This is a genomic window from Microbacterium sp. TW_SC_2 (genome assembly GCF_055361165.1).
On sequence record NZ_CM143952.1, the window covers coordinates 3106629 to 3121273 of the forward strand.

At 70.9% G+C, this 14645-nt stretch carries 14 protein-coding genes and 1 tRNA gene; 6 read left to right on the top strand and 9 right to left on the bottom strand.

Features of this window, described 5'->3' with window-relative positions:
• The first annotated feature begins 86 nt into the window (after nucleotides 1-86).
• On the top strand, nucleotides 87-1184 hold the full coding sequence (locus ACWA14_RS15020) for a hypothetical protein (protein WP_463795122.1): 1098 nt from the start codon (nucleotides 87-89) through the stop codon (nucleotides 1182-1184).
• A gap of 19 nt (nucleotides 1185-1203) precedes the next feature.
• Here the strand turns inward: ACWA14_RS15020 and speB are convergent, their stop codons facing one another.
• Genes speB through ACWA14_RS15040 form a run of 4 tightly spaced genes read right to left on the bottom strand, consistent with a single transcriptional unit; the run spans nucleotide 1204 to nucleotide 6782 of the window.
• Nucleotides 1204-2154: an agmatinase gene (gene speB, locus ACWA14_RS15025; RefSeq protein ID WP_463795124.1), complete on the bottom strand. Its 951-nt coding sequence runs from the start codon at nucleotides 2152-2154 to the stop codon at nucleotides 1204-1206.
• A gap of 2 nt (nucleotides 2155-2156) precedes the next feature.
• Entirely contained in the window at nucleotides 2157-3788 is a 1632-nt protein-coding gene (locus ACWA14_RS15030; RefSeq protein WP_463795126.1) for a thiamine pyrophosphate-binding protein, read from the bottom strand.
• On the bottom strand, nucleotides 3781-5448 hold the full coding sequence (locus ACWA14_RS15035; RefSeq protein ID WP_463795129.1) for an amidohydrolase: 1668 nt from the start codon (nucleotides 5446-5448) through the stop codon (nucleotides 3781-3783). The genes ACWA14_RS15030 and ACWA14_RS15035 overlap by 8 nt, the downstream gene beginning before the upstream one ends.
• On the bottom strand, nucleotides 5445-6782 hold the full coding sequence (locus tag ACWA14_RS15040; protein WP_463795132.1) for an MFS transporter: 1338 nt from the start codon (nucleotides 6780-6782) through the stop codon (nucleotides 5445-5447). The genes ACWA14_RS15035 and ACWA14_RS15040 overlap by 4 nt, the downstream gene beginning before the upstream one ends.
• A gap of 220 nt (nucleotides 6783-7002) precedes the next feature.
• Here ACWA14_RS15040 and ACWA14_RS15045 point away from each other — a divergent pair, with 220 nt between their 5' ends.
• The 3 genes from ACWA14_RS15045 (at nucleotide 7003) to ACWA14_RS15055 (ending at nucleotide 10048) form a co-directional block, all read left to right on the top strand.
• The gene (locus tag ACWA14_RS15045) at nucleotides 7003-7896 is read left to right on the top strand and encodes an Lrp/AsnC family transcriptional regulator (RefSeq protein WP_463795134.1); all 894 of its coding nucleotides are present in this window, start codon (nucleotides 7003-7005) and stop codon (nucleotides 7894-7896) included.
• A 163-nt stretch (nucleotides 7897-8059) separates the two neighbouring features.
• Nucleotides 8060-8551, top strand: a complete 492-nt coding sequence (locus ACWA14_RS15050; RefSeq protein ID WP_463795136.1) for a DUF3253 domain-containing protein — start codon at nucleotides 8060-8062, stop codon at nucleotides 8549-8551.
• Nucleotides 8552-8635: 84 nt separating this feature from the next.
• The gene (locus ACWA14_RS15055; RefSeq protein WP_463795138.1) at nucleotides 8636-10048 is read left to right on the top strand and encodes an MFS transporter; all 1413 of its coding nucleotides are present in this window, start codon (nucleotides 8636-8638) and stop codon (nucleotides 10046-10048) included.
• A gap of 42 nt (nucleotides 10049-10090) precedes the next feature.
• Here the strand turns inward: ACWA14_RS15055 and ACWA14_RS15060 are convergent, their stop codons facing one another.
• Entirely contained in the window at nucleotides 10091-10645 is a 555-nt protein-coding gene (locus ACWA14_RS15060) for a MarR family winged helix-turn-helix transcriptional regulator (RefSeq protein ID WP_463795139.1), read from the bottom strand.
• Nucleotides 10646-10765: 120 nt separating this feature from the next.
• On the opposite strand from ACWA14_RS15060, the gene ACWA14_RS15065 reads away from it, so the two are divergent.
• Nucleotides 10766-11545 carry a hypothetical protein gene (locus ACWA14_RS15065; protein WP_463795143.1) on the top strand — a complete coding sequence of 260 codons (780 nt, stop codon included), beginning with the start codon at nucleotides 10766-10768 and terminating at the stop codon, nucleotides 11543-11545.
• A gap of 126 nt (nucleotides 11546-11671) precedes the next feature.
• On the opposite strand, the gene ACWA14_RS15070 is transcribed toward ACWA14_RS15065, so the two are convergent.
• The 3 genes from ACWA14_RS15070 to dcd are packed head-to-tail and all read right to left on the bottom strand — an operon-like array spanning nucleotide 11672 to nucleotide 13264.
• On the bottom strand, nucleotides 11672-12127 hold the full coding sequence (locus ACWA14_RS15070; RefSeq protein WP_463797454.1) for a GNAT family N-acetyltransferase: 456 nt from the start codon (nucleotides 12125-12127) through the stop codon (nucleotides 11672-11674).
• 50 nt (nucleotides 12128-12177) lie between these two features.
• Nucleotides 12178-12657 (bottom strand): hypothetical protein, encoded by a 480-nt coding sequence (locus ACWA14_RS15075; RefSeq protein WP_463795145.1) that lies wholly within the window; start codon nucleotides 12655-12657, stop codon nucleotides 12178-12180.
• A gap of 1 nt (nucleotide 12658) precedes the next feature.
• The gene (gene dcd, locus ACWA14_RS15080) at nucleotides 12659-13264 is read right to left on the bottom strand and encodes a dCTP deaminase (RefSeq protein WP_463795148.1); all 606 of its coding nucleotides are present in this window, start codon (nucleotides 13262-13264) and stop codon (nucleotides 12659-12661) included.
• 93 nt (nucleotides 13265-13357) lie between these two features.
• Between dcd and ACWA14_RS15085 the strand changes: the two genes are divergently transcribed.
• A tRNA-Gly gene (locus ACWA14_RS15085) sits at nucleotides 13358-13431 on the top strand.
• Nucleotides 13432-13478: 47 nt separating this feature from the next.
• On the opposite strand, the gene ACWA14_RS15090 is transcribed toward ACWA14_RS15085, so the two are convergent.
• Nucleotides 13479-14618 carry a zinc-binding alcohol dehydrogenase family protein gene (locus tag ACWA14_RS15090; protein ID WP_463795151.1) on the bottom strand — a complete coding sequence of 380 codons (1140 nt, stop codon included), beginning with the start codon at nucleotides 14616-14618 and terminating at the stop codon, nucleotides 13479-13481.
• Nucleotides 14619-14645: the final 27 nt, after the last annotated feature.

Consider the following 14645-nt stretch of genomic DNA (forward strand, 5'->3'; position numbering starts at 1 on the left):
CGGATTCGGTGCGCCCCCAGCGGCTTCCCACCCCGGCCCGCGAGAGTGGGGGCATGCGGGGACATGAGAGCGCGAGAACCGGACGGATGCTGAGGGCGACGGCGCTGCTCGCGACGCTCCTCCTGGCGGCCGGATGCACCCCGCGGCCCGTTCCGGGACCGGACGACTGGACGCTCGAGCCGATCCCGCACCAGACCTCGTTCTCGGGATCGGGGCCGGAGGCCGCGCCGGAAGGTCCGCCCACCGACATCGCGTACGGGATGCACGTGCTCTCCGCCGACGGCGCCGGCGGGTTCTGGACCGTGTCGTCGGGCTCCTGGCTGCACGTCGGTGCGGGCGGCGAGACGCTCGCGCGGTTCGACGTCGAGCCGGATGATCCGCTGTCCCGCATCCGGGCGATGGCGCCGCTGTCGACGACCGAGCTCGTCGTGACCCAGGGTGACGGAGTCCATGCGATGCCGATGCTCTCGGTGCTCGACACCACCGCGATGACGATGCGCGACCTCCCCGGGGAGACGGTCGGAGACGACGGGGCGTTCGACTTCGGCGACTTCGCGTTCGGCGATGTCGCCGTGTTCGACGGGGACGCGATCGTGGTGCGCTACCAGCCGCGCCCCGAGCGCTATCTCGACTACGAGGTGTTGCGCGTCGATCTCGACAGCGGCGAGCGGACTCTGCTGCACACCGAACCGCTCGCGCTCGACGATGCCCCGGACTCGCGGCCGGGAGTGCCGCCGATCGACCTCGACGTCGACGCCTCCGGTCGGATCCTCGTGGCGACCCCCTCGGCGCGGATCGTGCTCAGGCCCGACGGGGCGGAGCAGAGCCGTTCCCCCCAGACGGCGGATCGCCCGCTCGTCGCGGCCCGGCCGGACGGGACCGCGCTCTGGTGGGGCGGCGGACAGGAGAAGTCCGAGACGACGGGGGTGACGGTGGGCGGGTCGCCCGAGGCGCGGGAGGCGCTCGAGCGGCGCCTGACCTGCCGGGAAGGCACGGACGGCGACGCCCTCCGGCTCGGCGACGCCCTCCGACTCAGTGACGCCGGCGCCGAGCATCCGCTGCCCTTCCTGTGCGGCGCGAACGCCGCGGCGTGGACGGGCGACGCATGGGTCGTCGCGACCGGCGGCGAGGGCGACGGGGTGCTCGTGCGACTGACGCCGCCGACGGCACCTATGGACGACTAGCGTACGCGGGCGCTCCGGATCAGCGTTGACCGAGGCGCGCGGCGAGCAGCGTGACGAGCTCGTAGACCACGTGGCTCGCGGCGATCCCGGTGATCTGCGCGTGATCGTAGGCCGGGGAGACCTCGACGACGTCGGCGCCGACGATGTTCTGCGCGCGCAGGGCACGGAGGATCCGCAGCAGCTCGCGGCTGGTGAGCCCGCCGGCTTCCGGGGTTCCGGTGCCCGGCGCGTGCGCGGGATCGAGCACGTCGATGTCGATCGACACGTACAGCGGCTTGTCGCCGATGCGCTGCAGGATGCGGTCGATCGCCGCGTCGACGCCGTGCTCCTCGATGTACTCGCTCGACACGATCGAGAAGCCCAGTCGCTCGTCATCCTCGAGATCCTGCTTCGAGTACAGCGGACCGCGGGTGCCGACATGGCAGCTCGCGGTGAGGTCGATCAGGCCTTCCTCGCTCGCCCGGCGGAACGGGGTGCCGTGCGTGATCGGGGCACCGAAGTACGTGTCCCACGTGTCGAGGTGGGCGTCGAAGTGCAGCACCGCGACCGGTCCGTGCTTCGCGGCGACCGCACGCAGCAGCGGCAGCGCGACGGTGTGGTCGCCGCCGATCGTGACGATGCGCTCGACCTGCGCGCCCAGCGCGAGCGCGGCCCGCTCGACCTCGGTCACGGCCTCGGTGAGGTCGAAGGGGTTGACCGGGATGTCGCCGGCATCCACCACCTGGGCGATCGCGAACGGCGACACGTCCTGCGCGGGGTTGTAGGGCCGCAGCAGACGGGACGACTCGCGCACGTGCGAGGGGCCGAAGCGGGTGCCCGGCCGGTAGCTCACCCCCGAGTCGAAGGGGATGCCGACGACCGCGATGTCGGCCCGCGGCACGTCTTCGATGCGCGGGAGGCGCGCGAAGGTCGCGATGCCGGAGTACCGGGGGTTCGCGGAGGCGTCGAGGGGTCCCACGTTCTCGGTCATGGTCAGTCCTGTCTTTCGGTGGGGATGTGGACGAGCTGCACGCCGCCGGCGGCGATCGCGGCCCGGATGCTGTCGCCGATGTCGTCGCGGCGCTCCACGCGACGGCCGGTCCCGCCGAAGGCCGTCGCGAGCGCGGCCCAGTCGGGCTGCACCAGGTCGACGCCGACGGGAACGATGCCCCGGTCGACCTCGTTCTGACGGATCTCGGCGTACCCGCCGTTGTCGACACACACGATCGTGAGATCGAGACGCTGCTCGATCGCGGTGGCGAGCTCGTTCACGCAGAACATCAGTGCGCCGTCGCCGATCACGGTCACCACCGGACGCTCGGTCTGTGCCACGCGGGCACCGATCGCGGCGGGCAGGCCATAGCCGAGCGTGGCGTAGGTCGGCGTGTAGAGCAGGGAATGCGGCTGCGACGCGCGCAGCACGTTCGCGAGCGCGAGGTACACGATCTGCGACGAGTCCCCCGCGACGATCGCGTCGTCCGGCAGTGCCTCGGCGATCACCTCGGCGAGCGCGACCGTGTCGGGGGCGGTGTCGCGGATCTCGCGCGCGATGGCCTCCCGCTCGGCGGCGAGGTCGCGCGGCGGGCGGGCAGCGGACGGAAGCTCGGCGACCAGCGCGCGGGTCACGGCGACGGCATCCCCCGCGACGCCGACCGTGGCGGCGAGGTTCTTGTCGAGCTGCGCGGGCGCGATGTCGACGCGGATCACCGCACCTCGGGCCTCGAGGCGCGGAGCCCACAGTTCGGCCTCCCCGAGCTTCGAGCCGACCACGAGCAGCACGTCGGCCTTCTCGGCCACGGCGCGGGCGGCGGCCAGTCGCAGATTCGCGCCGAGCGCGAGCGGGTGCCGCTCGTCGACGACCCCCTTGCCGTTCAGCGTCGTGAGCACCGGGGCGCCGAGTCGCTCGGCGAGCGCGAGGATCTCGCCGGAGGCGCGCGTGGATCCGCCGCCCGCGACGATCACGGGGTGCCGGGCGTCCTCGAGAAGACGCGCGGCCTCGGCGAGCGCGGGGGTCTCCCCGGAGGCGGCCGCGGGGAGCGGTCGGGGCACACGGTGCTCGGCCGGCACGTCGGCCGGGGCCTCGAGCACGTCGAGGGGGATCTCGATGTGCACGGGACGGGGACGACCGGTGCGGAACAGCGCGAAGGCGTCGTGCACGGCGTCGACGGCCTCCGCGGCCGACCGCACGCGACGCGACCACTCGGCGATCGCGCCGACCATGGCCGAGGCGTCCTTGGTCTCGTGCAGGGTGCCGACGTCGGCGAACTCCGCTCCGAGCGGCACCCCCGGCGACAGCACGAGCAGCGGCCGCGACTCGCAGAAGGCGGTGCCGATCGCGCTCATGGCGTTCTGCAGTCCGGGCCCGGAGGTCGTGATGACCACGCCAGGGAGCCCCGTCTGCTGCGCCCAGCCGTCGGCGCCGTATCCGGAGCCCTGCTCGTGGCGGTTCGTCACGGCACGGATGCCGAGGTCGGCGAGCGGCCGGTAGAGCTCGAGGTTGTGCGTGCCGGGGATGCCGAAGATCGCGGTCACCCCGTAGGCGCGGAGGGTCTCGAGGACCGCCCGGCCCGCGGTGTCGGCGTACTCCTCGGCGGGCGTCTCGGGCGCGGCGCCGGACTCAGGCATGGTGGCGTCGCTCCCCGTCGACCCAGGTCTCCCGCACGGCGATCGACGAGATCTCCTCGGCGGCGACCGCGAGCGGATCGGCCGACAGCACCACGAAGTCGGCGTACTTGCCGACCTCGAGCGAGCCCAGGTCGTCTTCCCGTCCGATCGACACGGCACCCTCGATCGTGTGGGCGCGCAGGGCGGCGAGCGCGGAGACCCGCAGATCGTCGGGTCCGAGCGTGTGCCCGCGACGGGTGACGCGGGTGACGGCGGTCTGGATCGCCTCGAGCGGGATCGGCTCGGCGACCGGTGCGTCCGAGGAGATCGTGAAGGGCACCCCCGCCCGCTCGAACTCGCCGAGCGGGTTGAAGCGCTCGCCCGGAGTGCCGATGGCCTCCTCGACGCCCTCACCCCAGTTGAAGTAGTGCTGCGTCTGGTTCACGGGACGGATGCCGGAGGCCGCCATCCGCGCGATCTGCTCGGGCGTGGGCAGCCCGCAGTGCTCGATGCGGTGCCGTGCGTCGGCGTCCGGATGCTCGGCGAGCGCGGCCTCGATCGCCGAGACGACCATCTCGATCGCGGTGGGCGACTGGGCGTGCGTCGCGGTCTGCAGACCGGCGGCGTGCGCCTTGCGGATGAGACCCGCGTACTCCGCCGGCTCGTGGTAGAGCTGGCCGGTGCGGCAGGGGTCGCCGACGTAGCCGTCGGGGAAGTACGCCGTCCAGCCGCCGAGCGTGCCGTCGGCGTAGAACTTGATGCCGGCGAAGCTGAGGTGCGCGTTGCCGAACTGGCCGACCATGCCCATCTCGAGGGCCTCGTCGAGCAGGTGCGAGAGCAGGTACATCGACACCCGCAGCTCGAGGCGTCCGGCCTCGGCGAGCCGCAGGTACATGTCGAACTCGCGCCGCGTGACCTGGGCGTCGCCGATCGAGGTGACGCCGCCGGCGAGGAAGCGGCGGGTCGCGACGTCGAGCTGACGCAGGTGCTCCTCCGGCTCGTCGGCGAGGTGGAAGTTCGGGCCGTGGTGGCCGATCTTCACCCCGTGCACCCCGGTGAGGATGTTGCACGCGGCATCCGACAGCTCGCCGGTCAGCTCCCCCTCGGCGTCGCGGAAGAACTCGCCGCCGTCGGGGTTCGGGGTGTCGCGGTCGACGCCGTTCTTCGCGAGGGTGTGCGAGTTGACGACGCCGCCGTGGCCCGAGGCGTTCATGAGGTACACCTCGCGGTCGGTCGCGACCTCGTCGAGCTCGAACCGGGTGGGATGCCGCTTCTCGGCGAGGTTGCGCTGCTCGTAGCCGTAACCGCGCACCGGACGACCGGCGGGGAGATCGGCGGCCGCCGCCTGCAGCAGCGCGACGATCTCCGGGATGCTGCGCGCCTTCTCGGGCCCGCAGTCCACCCAGCTCATCATCTGCCCGAACATCAGGGGGTGCGCGTGGGCGTCCACGAAGCCGGGGACGATCGCGGTATCCGAGAGATCGATCCGCTCCGGGTCGAGTCCTGCCCGGGCCGCGGCCGTCTCGCACTCCTCCGGGGTGCCGATCGCGAGGATCCGGCCCCGATCGGTCAGCATCGCGGTCGCGGTCGTGGCGGCGGCATCCACCGTCCGGATCACCCCGGCCGTGATCAGGCGAGGGACCGTCTGTGCCGACTGGTCGAAGGGGGTGAGCTTTCTCATGGCAGCCTGTTCGCGGTCGTGTCGGTGCGGGCGGTGAACGAACCCGTGACCGGGGCCTCGTCCGAGTGCTGCGGGGCGAGCTTCGTGCAGATGCCGGCGATGAGGGCCATGCCGGCGAACATCGCGAGGACCGACCAGATGTTGCCGGTCCAGGCGATCAGCTGCGTGGCGAACCAGGGGGAGAATCCGGCCCAGATCGCCGCACCCACGCCGTAGGCGAGAGCGATCGACGTGTAGCGCGACTGGGGGCGGAACATCTGCGCGAGCAGCGCCGCGATCGGGGCGTACGTCGCGCTCATGGCGATGCGCACCAGCGAGGCGAACAGGAAGATCAGCGGCTCGACGCGGCCCGGCATCACCAGCATGAACGGCACGAAGGTGAGCACCGAGGTGATCAGGCCGAGGTACATGACTCTCTTGCGTCCCCACTTGTCGCCCAGCCAGGCGATGGGCAGCGTCACGACGAATTCCACGAAGGAGGCGATCGTCATGGCGTCGAGGATGACGCGCTCGTTGATCGCGATGGGCTCACCGGTCGCGTAGGCGGTCGCGAACGTGGTGGCGAGGTAGTAGCCGCCGGTCGAGATGGGCAGGATGCCGATGCCGAGCAGGATCGGACGCCAGTTGGTGCGCAGGGCGTAGGCGAGCGGCATGGACTGCTTGCGGCCCTCGACCTTCGCCTCGAAGACCGGGGTCTCCTCGACGCGGTAGCGGACCCAGAAGCCGACGCCGACCAGCACGATCGACAGCAGGAACGGGATGCGCCATCCGCCGTTGATGATGAAGTCGTCGCCCATCCGCGCCATGATCGCGAAGATGCCGGAGGCCAGCAGGGCGCCGGCCGGGTTGCCGAGCTGCGTGAAGCCGCCGTAGAAGGTCTTCGACTTCTCCGGGGCGTGCTCGACGCTCATGAGCACCGCGCCGCCCCACTCGCCGCCGACCGCGAGGCCCTGCACGGCCCGCAGGAGGATCAGGAGGATCGGGGCGAGGATGCCGATGTTCTCGTAGGTCGGCAGGCAGCCGACCAGCACGGTCGCCGCGCCCATCAGCAGCAGCGTGATGACGAGCGAGGTGCGCCGCCCGAGCTTGTCGCCGATGTGGCCGAAGATGATGCCGCCCAGGGGGCGTACGAGGAACGCGACGGCGAAGGTCGCGAACGCGGCGGCGGTCTCGGCCAGGCGGTCACCGCTCGGGAAGAAGAGCGGACCGAAGACGAGCGCCGCGGCGGTCGCGTAGACGTAGAAGTCGTACCACTCGATGGTGGTACCGACGAAGGCGGCGAAGCCAGCGCGACGTGCTTTGCTGTGAGTGCCGCTGTGGGTGGTGGAAGCCATGAGGCCCGCTCCTTTGCGGAAGATGTCGGATAGCGATGGATGCTACGGCGCTCCGCGCACCTTCGGCAAGGCCAGAACTCCAGTGAGAACGAGCATTCACTGGAGTATTGCTTGCCGCCCCTACCAAAGTAGGCCTATCTCACGGCAGAGACGCTCCCTAGACTGAACAAGAACGCATCGATGCGTGCGATGCAGGGAAACTGACCGATGGGGACGATCCATGGATTTCGACGCCGATCTGATCCGCGCTCTGCAGGAGGACGGCCGCGCCAGCATCCGCTCCCTCGCCGACCGCCTCGGGCAGTCGCGCGCCGCGGTGGCGGCGCGGCTGAAGTCGATGCTCGACGACCGCACCGTGCGGGTGGTCGCCGCGGTCGACCCGGTGTTCCTCGGTCAGCATGTGCTCGCGCACGTCTCGATCCGCACGGTCGGCCCCGTCGAACCCGTGGCGCAGCACCTGCGCGACCGGAACGAGACCGTGCTGGTGTCGGCCGTCGGAGGCGCGCACGACCTCGTCGCCGAGCTGCGACTCGGATCGATGGAGGAGCTGCACGACCTGCTCGCGATGATCCGCGCGATCGACGGCATCCTCGACATCAACACGATCATCTACTCGACCGTCGTGAAGGGGTTCTTCGTGTCGGAGTACCACGGCGACGTGACGCTCGACGCGATCGACGAGGCGCTCATCGAACAGCTGCAGACCGACGGGCGGAAGAGCTTCCGCGCCCTGGGCGAGGAGGTGCGGCTGTCCCCCTCGGCGGTCGCGACGCGGGTGCAGCGGCTGATCGACGGCGGGGTGATCAAGATCAGCGCGGTCGAGGCCCGAGGACTCGCTCATCGCCAGCTGTCGATGGGCGTCGGGATCACGCTGGGCGACGACGACGAGGCGGTGATCGAGGTGCTGCGCAGCGGGCGGGGCGTCGACTTCGCCGCTCGGACGCTCGGACGCTTCGATGTCGTCGCGACGCTGGTGGAATCATCCGCCGGGGCCCTGTTCGAGAGTCTGGAGCGCTTGCGCGCCCTGCCCGGCGTGACCCGCGTGGAGGCGTGGATGCACCTCGCGGTCCTGAAGGAGGACTACGCCCGCACCATCCGCCCTCCCCTCCCCTGACTCTCCCTCCTCTCTTCTCTCTTCTCTCTCCTCTCTTCTCTCTCCTCTCTCCCGTGCCGACCCACCCCTTTTTGCGCGAGCCACCCCTTTAAATGCGTTCACAAAGGGGTGGCTCGCGCACAAGGGGGTGGCTCGGCGAGTGCAGAGACGGGATGCTGGGCGGATGACAGACGCCGACGAACCCGAACGGACCGCCGACGGGCACCACATCGTCGTGAACGGACGGCGCTGGCGTGCCACCGATCCCGCCATCCCGGAGAAGTTCCGCCAGGAGCTCGTCGATGAGCTGATGGCCGCCCGGCGTGCCGTGAAGTCCGCCGATGCCGATGCCCGGCGACGCGTGCACGACGCGAAGACCGCCCTCGGCGAGCGCGGGGCGCCGTGGTGGGAGGAGCCGTCCGACGCCGAGTTCGACGACCGGGCCGCCGCCGCGATGCGCGCCCTCACCCGCAAGCGCGCCGAGTCATCCATCTGCCCGAGTGACGTCGCCCGCGCGATCGGCGGCGAGTCGTGGAGGTCGCGGATGGACGCCGTCCGCCGCGTCGCCGGGGAGTTGGCCGCACGCGGAGAAGTCGTGGTCACGCAGAAGGGCGAGCCCGTGCAGATCGAGCAGGCGCGGGGTCCCGTCCGCATCGTCCGCGGCCCCGCCCTCTGACCGGCGCCCCACCCGCATCCCGCCGCCACCCCCCGCGCGGCGCGCCGTCACCCCGCGTTCACCCGACGCGGCCAGACTTCGAGCATGAGCGATCCCGAATCCCGCGCCGCCGTTCCGGAGCCCCCCGCGACCGCGAACAGCGGCGCTGTGGGCGTGATCGGCCTCGACCTCCGCGGAGAGTCCCCCGCACCCCGCAAGCAGGTGTTCTCCTGGGCGCTGTGGGACTGGGCGACGCAGCCCTTCAACACCGTCATCCTCACGTTCGTCTTCACGGCGCTGTACCTGACGACCGACGCGTTCCTGCCGGCCGACATCGCCGCCCTCGACCCGGACAGCGACGCCTACGAGCAGGCGATCGCCGGGCTCACCTCGTCCCTCGGCCTCGGTTCGACCATCGCGGCCTTCGGCATCCTGCTGCTCGCCCCGGTGCTGGGCCAACGAGCGGATGCCGCCGGGCGACAGAAGCTCTGGCTCGGAATCGGCACCGGCGCCCTGGTGTTCTGCATGCTCGGACTCTGGTTCGTCGAGCCGGTGCCGAGCCTCTTCTGGCTCGGTGTCGCGCTGATCTCGGCGGCGACCGTGTTCCAGGAGATCGCGGCGGTCAACTCCAACGCGATGCTGATCGGGATCGCGACGCCGAAGAACGTCGGACGCATCTCGGGCCTCGGGTGGGGCTTCGGCTATCTCGGCGGCATCATCGCACTGGTGATCGTCGTCGTGCTCGACGCCTTCGACTGGTTCGGCATGTCGACCGACAACGGCCTCGCCTACCGCCTGATCGCGGTCGGATGCGCGGTCTGGACGATCGTCTTCAGCATCCCGATCTTCCTCAACGTGCCCGAGCCCTCCCTGGGCCGCCCGGAGCGCAGGGTCGGCTTCTTCCGCTCGTACGTCCTCCTCGTGAGAGACGTCGCCGGCCTCTACCGCAGCCCCGAGACGCGTCCGACGTTCTGGTACCTGCTCTCGAGTGCGGTCTTCCGCGACGGTCTCGGCGGCGTCTTCGCGTTCGGTGCGATCATCGGCACGGCGGTGTTCGCGTTCGGCACGCAGGACATCATCATCTTCGGCATCGCCGCGAACCTGATCGCCGGCGTCTCCACGATCATCGCCGGGAGACTGGACGACCGCCTCGGGCCGAAGCGCATCATCCTCGCCTCGATCGGGGCGATGATCGTCGCGGGTCTCGCGGTGTTCCTGCTGCGTGACGGCGGAACGATGGTGTTCTGGATCGGCGGCCTCATCCTCTGCGCGTTCGTCGGACCGGCGCAGGCCGCGGCCCGCTCGTTCCTCGCCCGGGTGACCCCGGCGGGTCGCGAGGGCGAGATCTTCGGCCTCTATGCCACGACCGGGCGCGCGGCGAGCTGGATGGCATCCGGCGCCTGGACCGTGCTGATCGTGCTGACCGGCCAGACCGCCTTCGGCATCCTGGGCATCATGCTGGTGCTGATCCTCGGCTTCCTGCTGCTGCTTCCGGTCAGGGCACCGCGACGGGTCTGAGGCCAGCCAGGGCGAGGATGCCGCACCGACGCCGGTTGCCGCTCAGTGCTGCCAGTTGTCGGCGAGTTTGTTCAGCAGTCGGGCGAGCTCGAGGCGCTCCGCTTCGGTGAACGACTCCAGCGCCCGTCCGAGGTGCTCGCGCCGCTCGCCCCGCACGCCGCGGGCCAGGCGCCGCCCCTCCTCGGTCAGCGCGATGCGCGTGCGGCGCGCGTCGTCGGGGTCGGCCTCCCGACGCACGAGACCGTGATCGACGCCCTGCTGCACGAGACGTGAGGCACGGGGCTGGTCGACGCCGATCGCCTCGCCGAGGGCGCTGACGCTGAGAGGGGCGGATGCCGCGGCGAGCGCCTCGAGCATCCGCATCCGCGCCGGACCCCCGAGTCGCGCGGAGGGATCGGTCATCCAGGGCGGTCCCGCGGGTCGCCCGCGGTGTCCGAACGGTTCGCCGTGCGGGTGGCCGTGCTCGTGCCCCTCGCCGTGCCAACCGTGCGCTCCCCCGCGTCCGGAGCCGGGGCCACGCTCGCCCGGGCGGCGTCCGCGCAGTCGGGAGAGCGCATGGGCGATGGCCTCGGCCGGATCGATCTCGTCAGGGGTCACAGCATGATTTTACATGCGTCTTGACATGCATCCGCACTTCATGTCACACTACATGTACATGCCACATGACATGCACATGTCCTCCGACATGCGATACCCCCTGACACTGAAGGATCTTCCATGAACACCTCTGACAACGACACCCCTGACAACGACACCCCTGACACCACCCCCGACCACAGCGCCCGCCCGCTCGGATACTGGCTGAAGGCGACCGACCGGCTCCTGGCCGCCGAGTTCGCCACCGCCTTCGAGAGCGAGCACGCGAGTCGCCGCGACTGGCGCCTCCTCTCCATCGTCGACGGCACCGTCGACGCACCTCGCCCGCTGCCCGCGCACAAGCTGCACGGGCTCGCCGAGCGCGGCTGGATCGCCCCCGAGGGCGAGGGCTGGGCCCTGACCGACGACGGCCGCGCCGCCAAGGATCGCCTCGGCGCGATCGTCGAGCGCATCCGCGCGAAGGTCACCGACGCGGTCTCCGCGGAGGAACTGGCCACCACCCTCGCCGCACTCGAGAAGATCGCCCGCGCGTTCGGCTGGGACGAGGACACCCCTCTCCCCCGCGGACGCCGTCGCGGATTCGGCCGACCCGGTCGCGGGTTCGGGCACGGATCTCCGCGCGGCTTCGGTCGCGGATTCGGGCACGGCCCGCGCCACGACGGCGACCTCGACGCCGAGTCCGGCCACCACGAGGGCTTCGGCCCGCGTCATGGCGACGGTCCCGGCCACGAGCTCGGCGACCACGGCCACGGCCACGGCCACGGCCACGGCCACGGTCACCACCGTCACGATCGCGGCGACCACGGACACGGCCACCACCCGCGAGGCGCGGGGCGTCACGCGCAGCGCGCCTTCGAGCGCGGCTTCGACGCCGGGTTCCAGCGCGGCCGCGCGGCCTGATCCCCGGACCGATTCGCACGAAGGGACGGATGCTCCGGCATCCGTCCCTTCGTCCTGTCACGCGAGCCCCGGCGCCAGCCGAGCACCGGGGTCCGCAGGGGCACGGGGGTCAGCCGAGCGCCGGGGTCAGCGCGGCGAGCGGGTCATGAAGACGTCGACCGCATCCTCGCTGTCCACGACGAACCCCGCCCGCTCATAGAGACGTAGCGCGGGACTCCCCTGCAGCACGTTGAGCCGGTGGATCCGATCCGCGCCGGCATCCAGCGCCCGCTGCAGCACCGCGCCGCCGATCCCCCGCCCCTGCAGCGCCGGATCGAGGTAGAAATGCTCGATCCAGTGCGTGTCCGCACCGTCCGGGCGCACCGCGATGCACCCGGCATCCGCTCCGTCGACCACGATGATGCGCGTGTGCGCGGGATCGAACGCGTCGAGGAACCGCCGCCGCACGCGCGTGCTGTCGTAGCGGCCGAGGCGCTCCAGGTCGTCCCGCAGCACGACGGCGCGCAGTTCCGCGATCCACGTCGCGTCATCGCGCACGCTCGGGCGCAGTGCCCATGCCGGCCGATCATCCGGGCCTGGCATCTGATCCGAGGTCCGCGCGAGCGCGGGATCCCGCGCGATGAGCCCTTCGCTCACGACCGGAGCGTCGGGAGCAGCAGGGTCGCGGCGTCGCTGAACCCCGGCGCCGCGGCAGCGAACGGGAAGCTCGTCGTCGTGGCGAGGTAGATGGCCAGGGCGACCGCCGCCGCCAGCAACAGGAGCAGGAACACGAAGATCGCGGCGCTGATGCCGCGATACGCGCCGGTCGTCGGCACCTCGGGCGCGACCGAGGGCTTCGCCCAGTCGTCGGCGACGGCGGACGGCTGATCGCCCTCGAGGATGGCCGGCTTGCGGCGAGCGCTGCGCGACGAGGGCATCATGGCCTCGGGCGGAGGGGGCGGGATCACGGCATCCGCCGAGGGGATGTCCGCCGGGGGCGGTGGGATCACCGCGGACGACGGAGGGATCACGGGCTCGGGCGCGAGCGCGCCGTCCGGGACCGGAGTCTCCGGCGGGGCGGGGACGACAGCATCTGCCGGCGGATTCTGCGGGTTCATGCTGTCATCACTCATGTCAGCCTCCGACTGCGCCGATGTCGGTCACGCCGACGTCGGTCCGATGGAAATTCTGGAACGACCGGGAGGCCGTCGGGCCGCGCTGACCCTGGTAGCGGTTGCCGTAGGGGCCCGAGCCGTAGGGGTTCTCCGCCGGTGAGGTCAGGCGGAAGAAGCAGAGCTGACCGATCTTCATGCCCGGCCAGAGCTTGATCGGGAGGGTCGCGACGTTCGCCAGCTCCAGCGTCACGTGGCCCGTGAAGCCGGGGTCGATGAACCCGGCGGTGGAGTGCGTGATGAGTCCCAGGCGTCCGAGCGAGGACTTGCCCTCCAGACGCGCGGCGACGTCATCGGGCAGGGTGACCTGCTCGTAGGTCGCACCGAGCGCGAACTCGCCGGGGTGCAGGATGAACGGCTCGTCGGGGTCGACCTCGATGAGCCGGGTGAGCTCCGGCTGATCCTCGGAGGGATCGATGAACGGGTACTTGTGGTTGTCGAACAGCCGGAAGTACCGGTCGAGACGCACGTCGATGCTCGACGGCTGGATCATCTCCGGCTCGCGGGGGTCGAGGCCGATGCGGCCCGATGCGAGTTCTGCCTTGATGTCGCGATCACTGAGAAGCACGGCCCCAGCCTAGTTGCCCGGGGCATCCGACACTTTGGCCTTCACGCATCCGGCGGGTAGGCTGGCCGATACCTGCTCTTCGGATGCAGGTACGGGGCTGTAGTTCAATGGCAGAACTTCTGCTTCCCAAGCAGATAGCGCGGGTTCGATTCCCGTCAGCCCCTCCACGTGTGACGTCCACCGCGCTGCGGTCGGACGCCTCCTCCCGGATCGATCATGGTTCCGTCGGTGTGCGGTCGAGAGTGACGACGAGCTTCCGTGCCGATACACCGCGGCGAAGGGTGTCGATGGCCTCCTGGATCGCGGGAAGGCCGTGTCCTGCGATGTGGGCTTCGGGGTAGAGGTGGTGCCTGCCCGAGGCCAGAGCGGCGGGGAGATATCCGCCCCAGAGGGCCGGACCCACGGGCGACGCGGCGATGGCGCTCCCCCAGATGAACGATGCTCTGATCCCGCGGGAGCGGCTGCGCACCTGCAGGAGCGCCGTTCGCGTTCCGAGCGTCAGGAAGAGGCGGACGCGGGCGAGGGAGAGGCCGCGACGGCGGGGTTGCTCGTAGAACGAGACGGGAGGGCTCGCCATCGCGATCCGCGTGGCACCGGTTGCGCGCGCGATCCGGAGGCAGGCCTCGGCCGAACCCACCGCGACGGCGAGGATGCCCGCCACCGCGGCGCCCCCGACCTCGTCGATGATCTGATCCGCGGCTTCCGGGTCTCGGTAGTCGAAGACGGCTTCTGCTCCCAGCCGCCTCATCCGTTCGTGGTTCTTCGCAGAGGCTGTCGTGATCACCCGATAGCCGGCTGCTCGGGCGAGTTGGATCGCGTTGCCTCCGACGGCGGTCGCGCCGCCCCAGATCACGACGACCTCATCGCGGGCGGCCGCGTTTCCGAGACGGGAGTGGTCCAGTCCCAGTTGGTCCTTCTCGAACAGGCCGGCGGCCGCGGTGGACAGCGCCAGCGGCAGCACGACGGCATCCTCGAAGGCGGTCGCGGCCGGCAGGAGGGCGGCCAGACCCGCATCGACCACGACGTAGGCCTGGAACCCGCTCTCCGAGACGGGGTCCCGGCCCTTCTCCAGGCCCATCGCGTACGCGACCACGCGGTCTCCGATGACGAAGTCGTCCACGCCGACACCGGTTTCGACGACGACACCCGCGACGTCCTCCCCGAGGATGACCGGGTAGCGCAACCACCCGTACATGACCGTGCCGTTGGACTGGATGATCGCATCGAGCGGATTCACCGCCACCGCGCGCACCTCGAGCAACACCTGGCCCGGCCCCGGCTCCGGCATCGGAGCCTCGCGAATCGTCAGGTCCGCATAGGGGGAATCGATCCACGCCCCGGTGTTGTCGCTCATTCTCGTTCGTTCTCCGAATCTGATGAC

Coding starts and splice junctions, on each gene's coding strand:
- ACWA14_RS15075 (WP_463795145.1), bottom strand. CDS start 12,657: ATGAGTGATGACAGCATGAACCCGCAGAATCCGCCGGCAGATGCTGTC.
- ACWA14_RS15035 (WP_463795129.1), bottom strand. CDS start 5,448: ATGAGAAAGCTCACCCCCTTCGACCAGTCGGCACAGACGGTCCCTCGC.
- ACWA14_RS15030 (WP_463795126.1), bottom strand. CDS start 3,788: ATGCCTGAGTCCGGCGCCGCGCCCGAGACGCCCGCCGAGGAGTACGCC.
- ACWA14_RS15045 (WP_463795134.1), top strand. CDS start 7,003: ATGGATTTCGACGCCGATCTGATCCGCGCTCTGCAGGAGGACGGCCGC.
- ACWA14_RS15090 (WP_463795151.1), bottom strand. CDS start 14,618: ATGAGCGACAACACCGGGGCGTGGATCGATTCCCCCTATGCGGACCTG.
- ACWA14_RS15055 (WP_463795138.1), top strand. CDS start 8,636: ATGAGCGATCCCGAATCCCGCGCCGCCGTTCCGGAGCCCCCCGCGACC.
- ACWA14_RS15020 (WP_463795122.1), top strand. CDS start 87: ATGCTGAGGGCGACGGCGCTGCTCGCGACGCTCCTCCTGGCGGCCGGA.
- ACWA14_RS15065 (WP_463795143.1), top strand. CDS start 10,766: ATGAACACCTCTGACAACGACACCCCTGACAACGACACCCCTGACACC.
- ACWA14_RS15070 (WP_463797454.1), bottom strand. CDS start 12,127: ATGCCAGGCCCGGATGATCGGCCGGCATGGGCACTGCGCCCGAGCGTG.
- speB (WP_463795124.1), bottom strand. CDS start 2,154: ATGACCGAGAACGTGGGACCCCTCGACGCCTCCGCGAACCCCCGGTAC.
- ACWA14_RS15050 (WP_463795136.1), top strand. CDS start 8,060: ATGACAGACGCCGACGAACCCGAACGGACCGCCGACGGGCACCACATC.
- ACWA14_RS15040 (WP_463795132.1), bottom strand. CDS start 6,782: ATGGCTTCCACCACCCACAGCGGCACTCACAGCAAAGCACGTCGCGCT.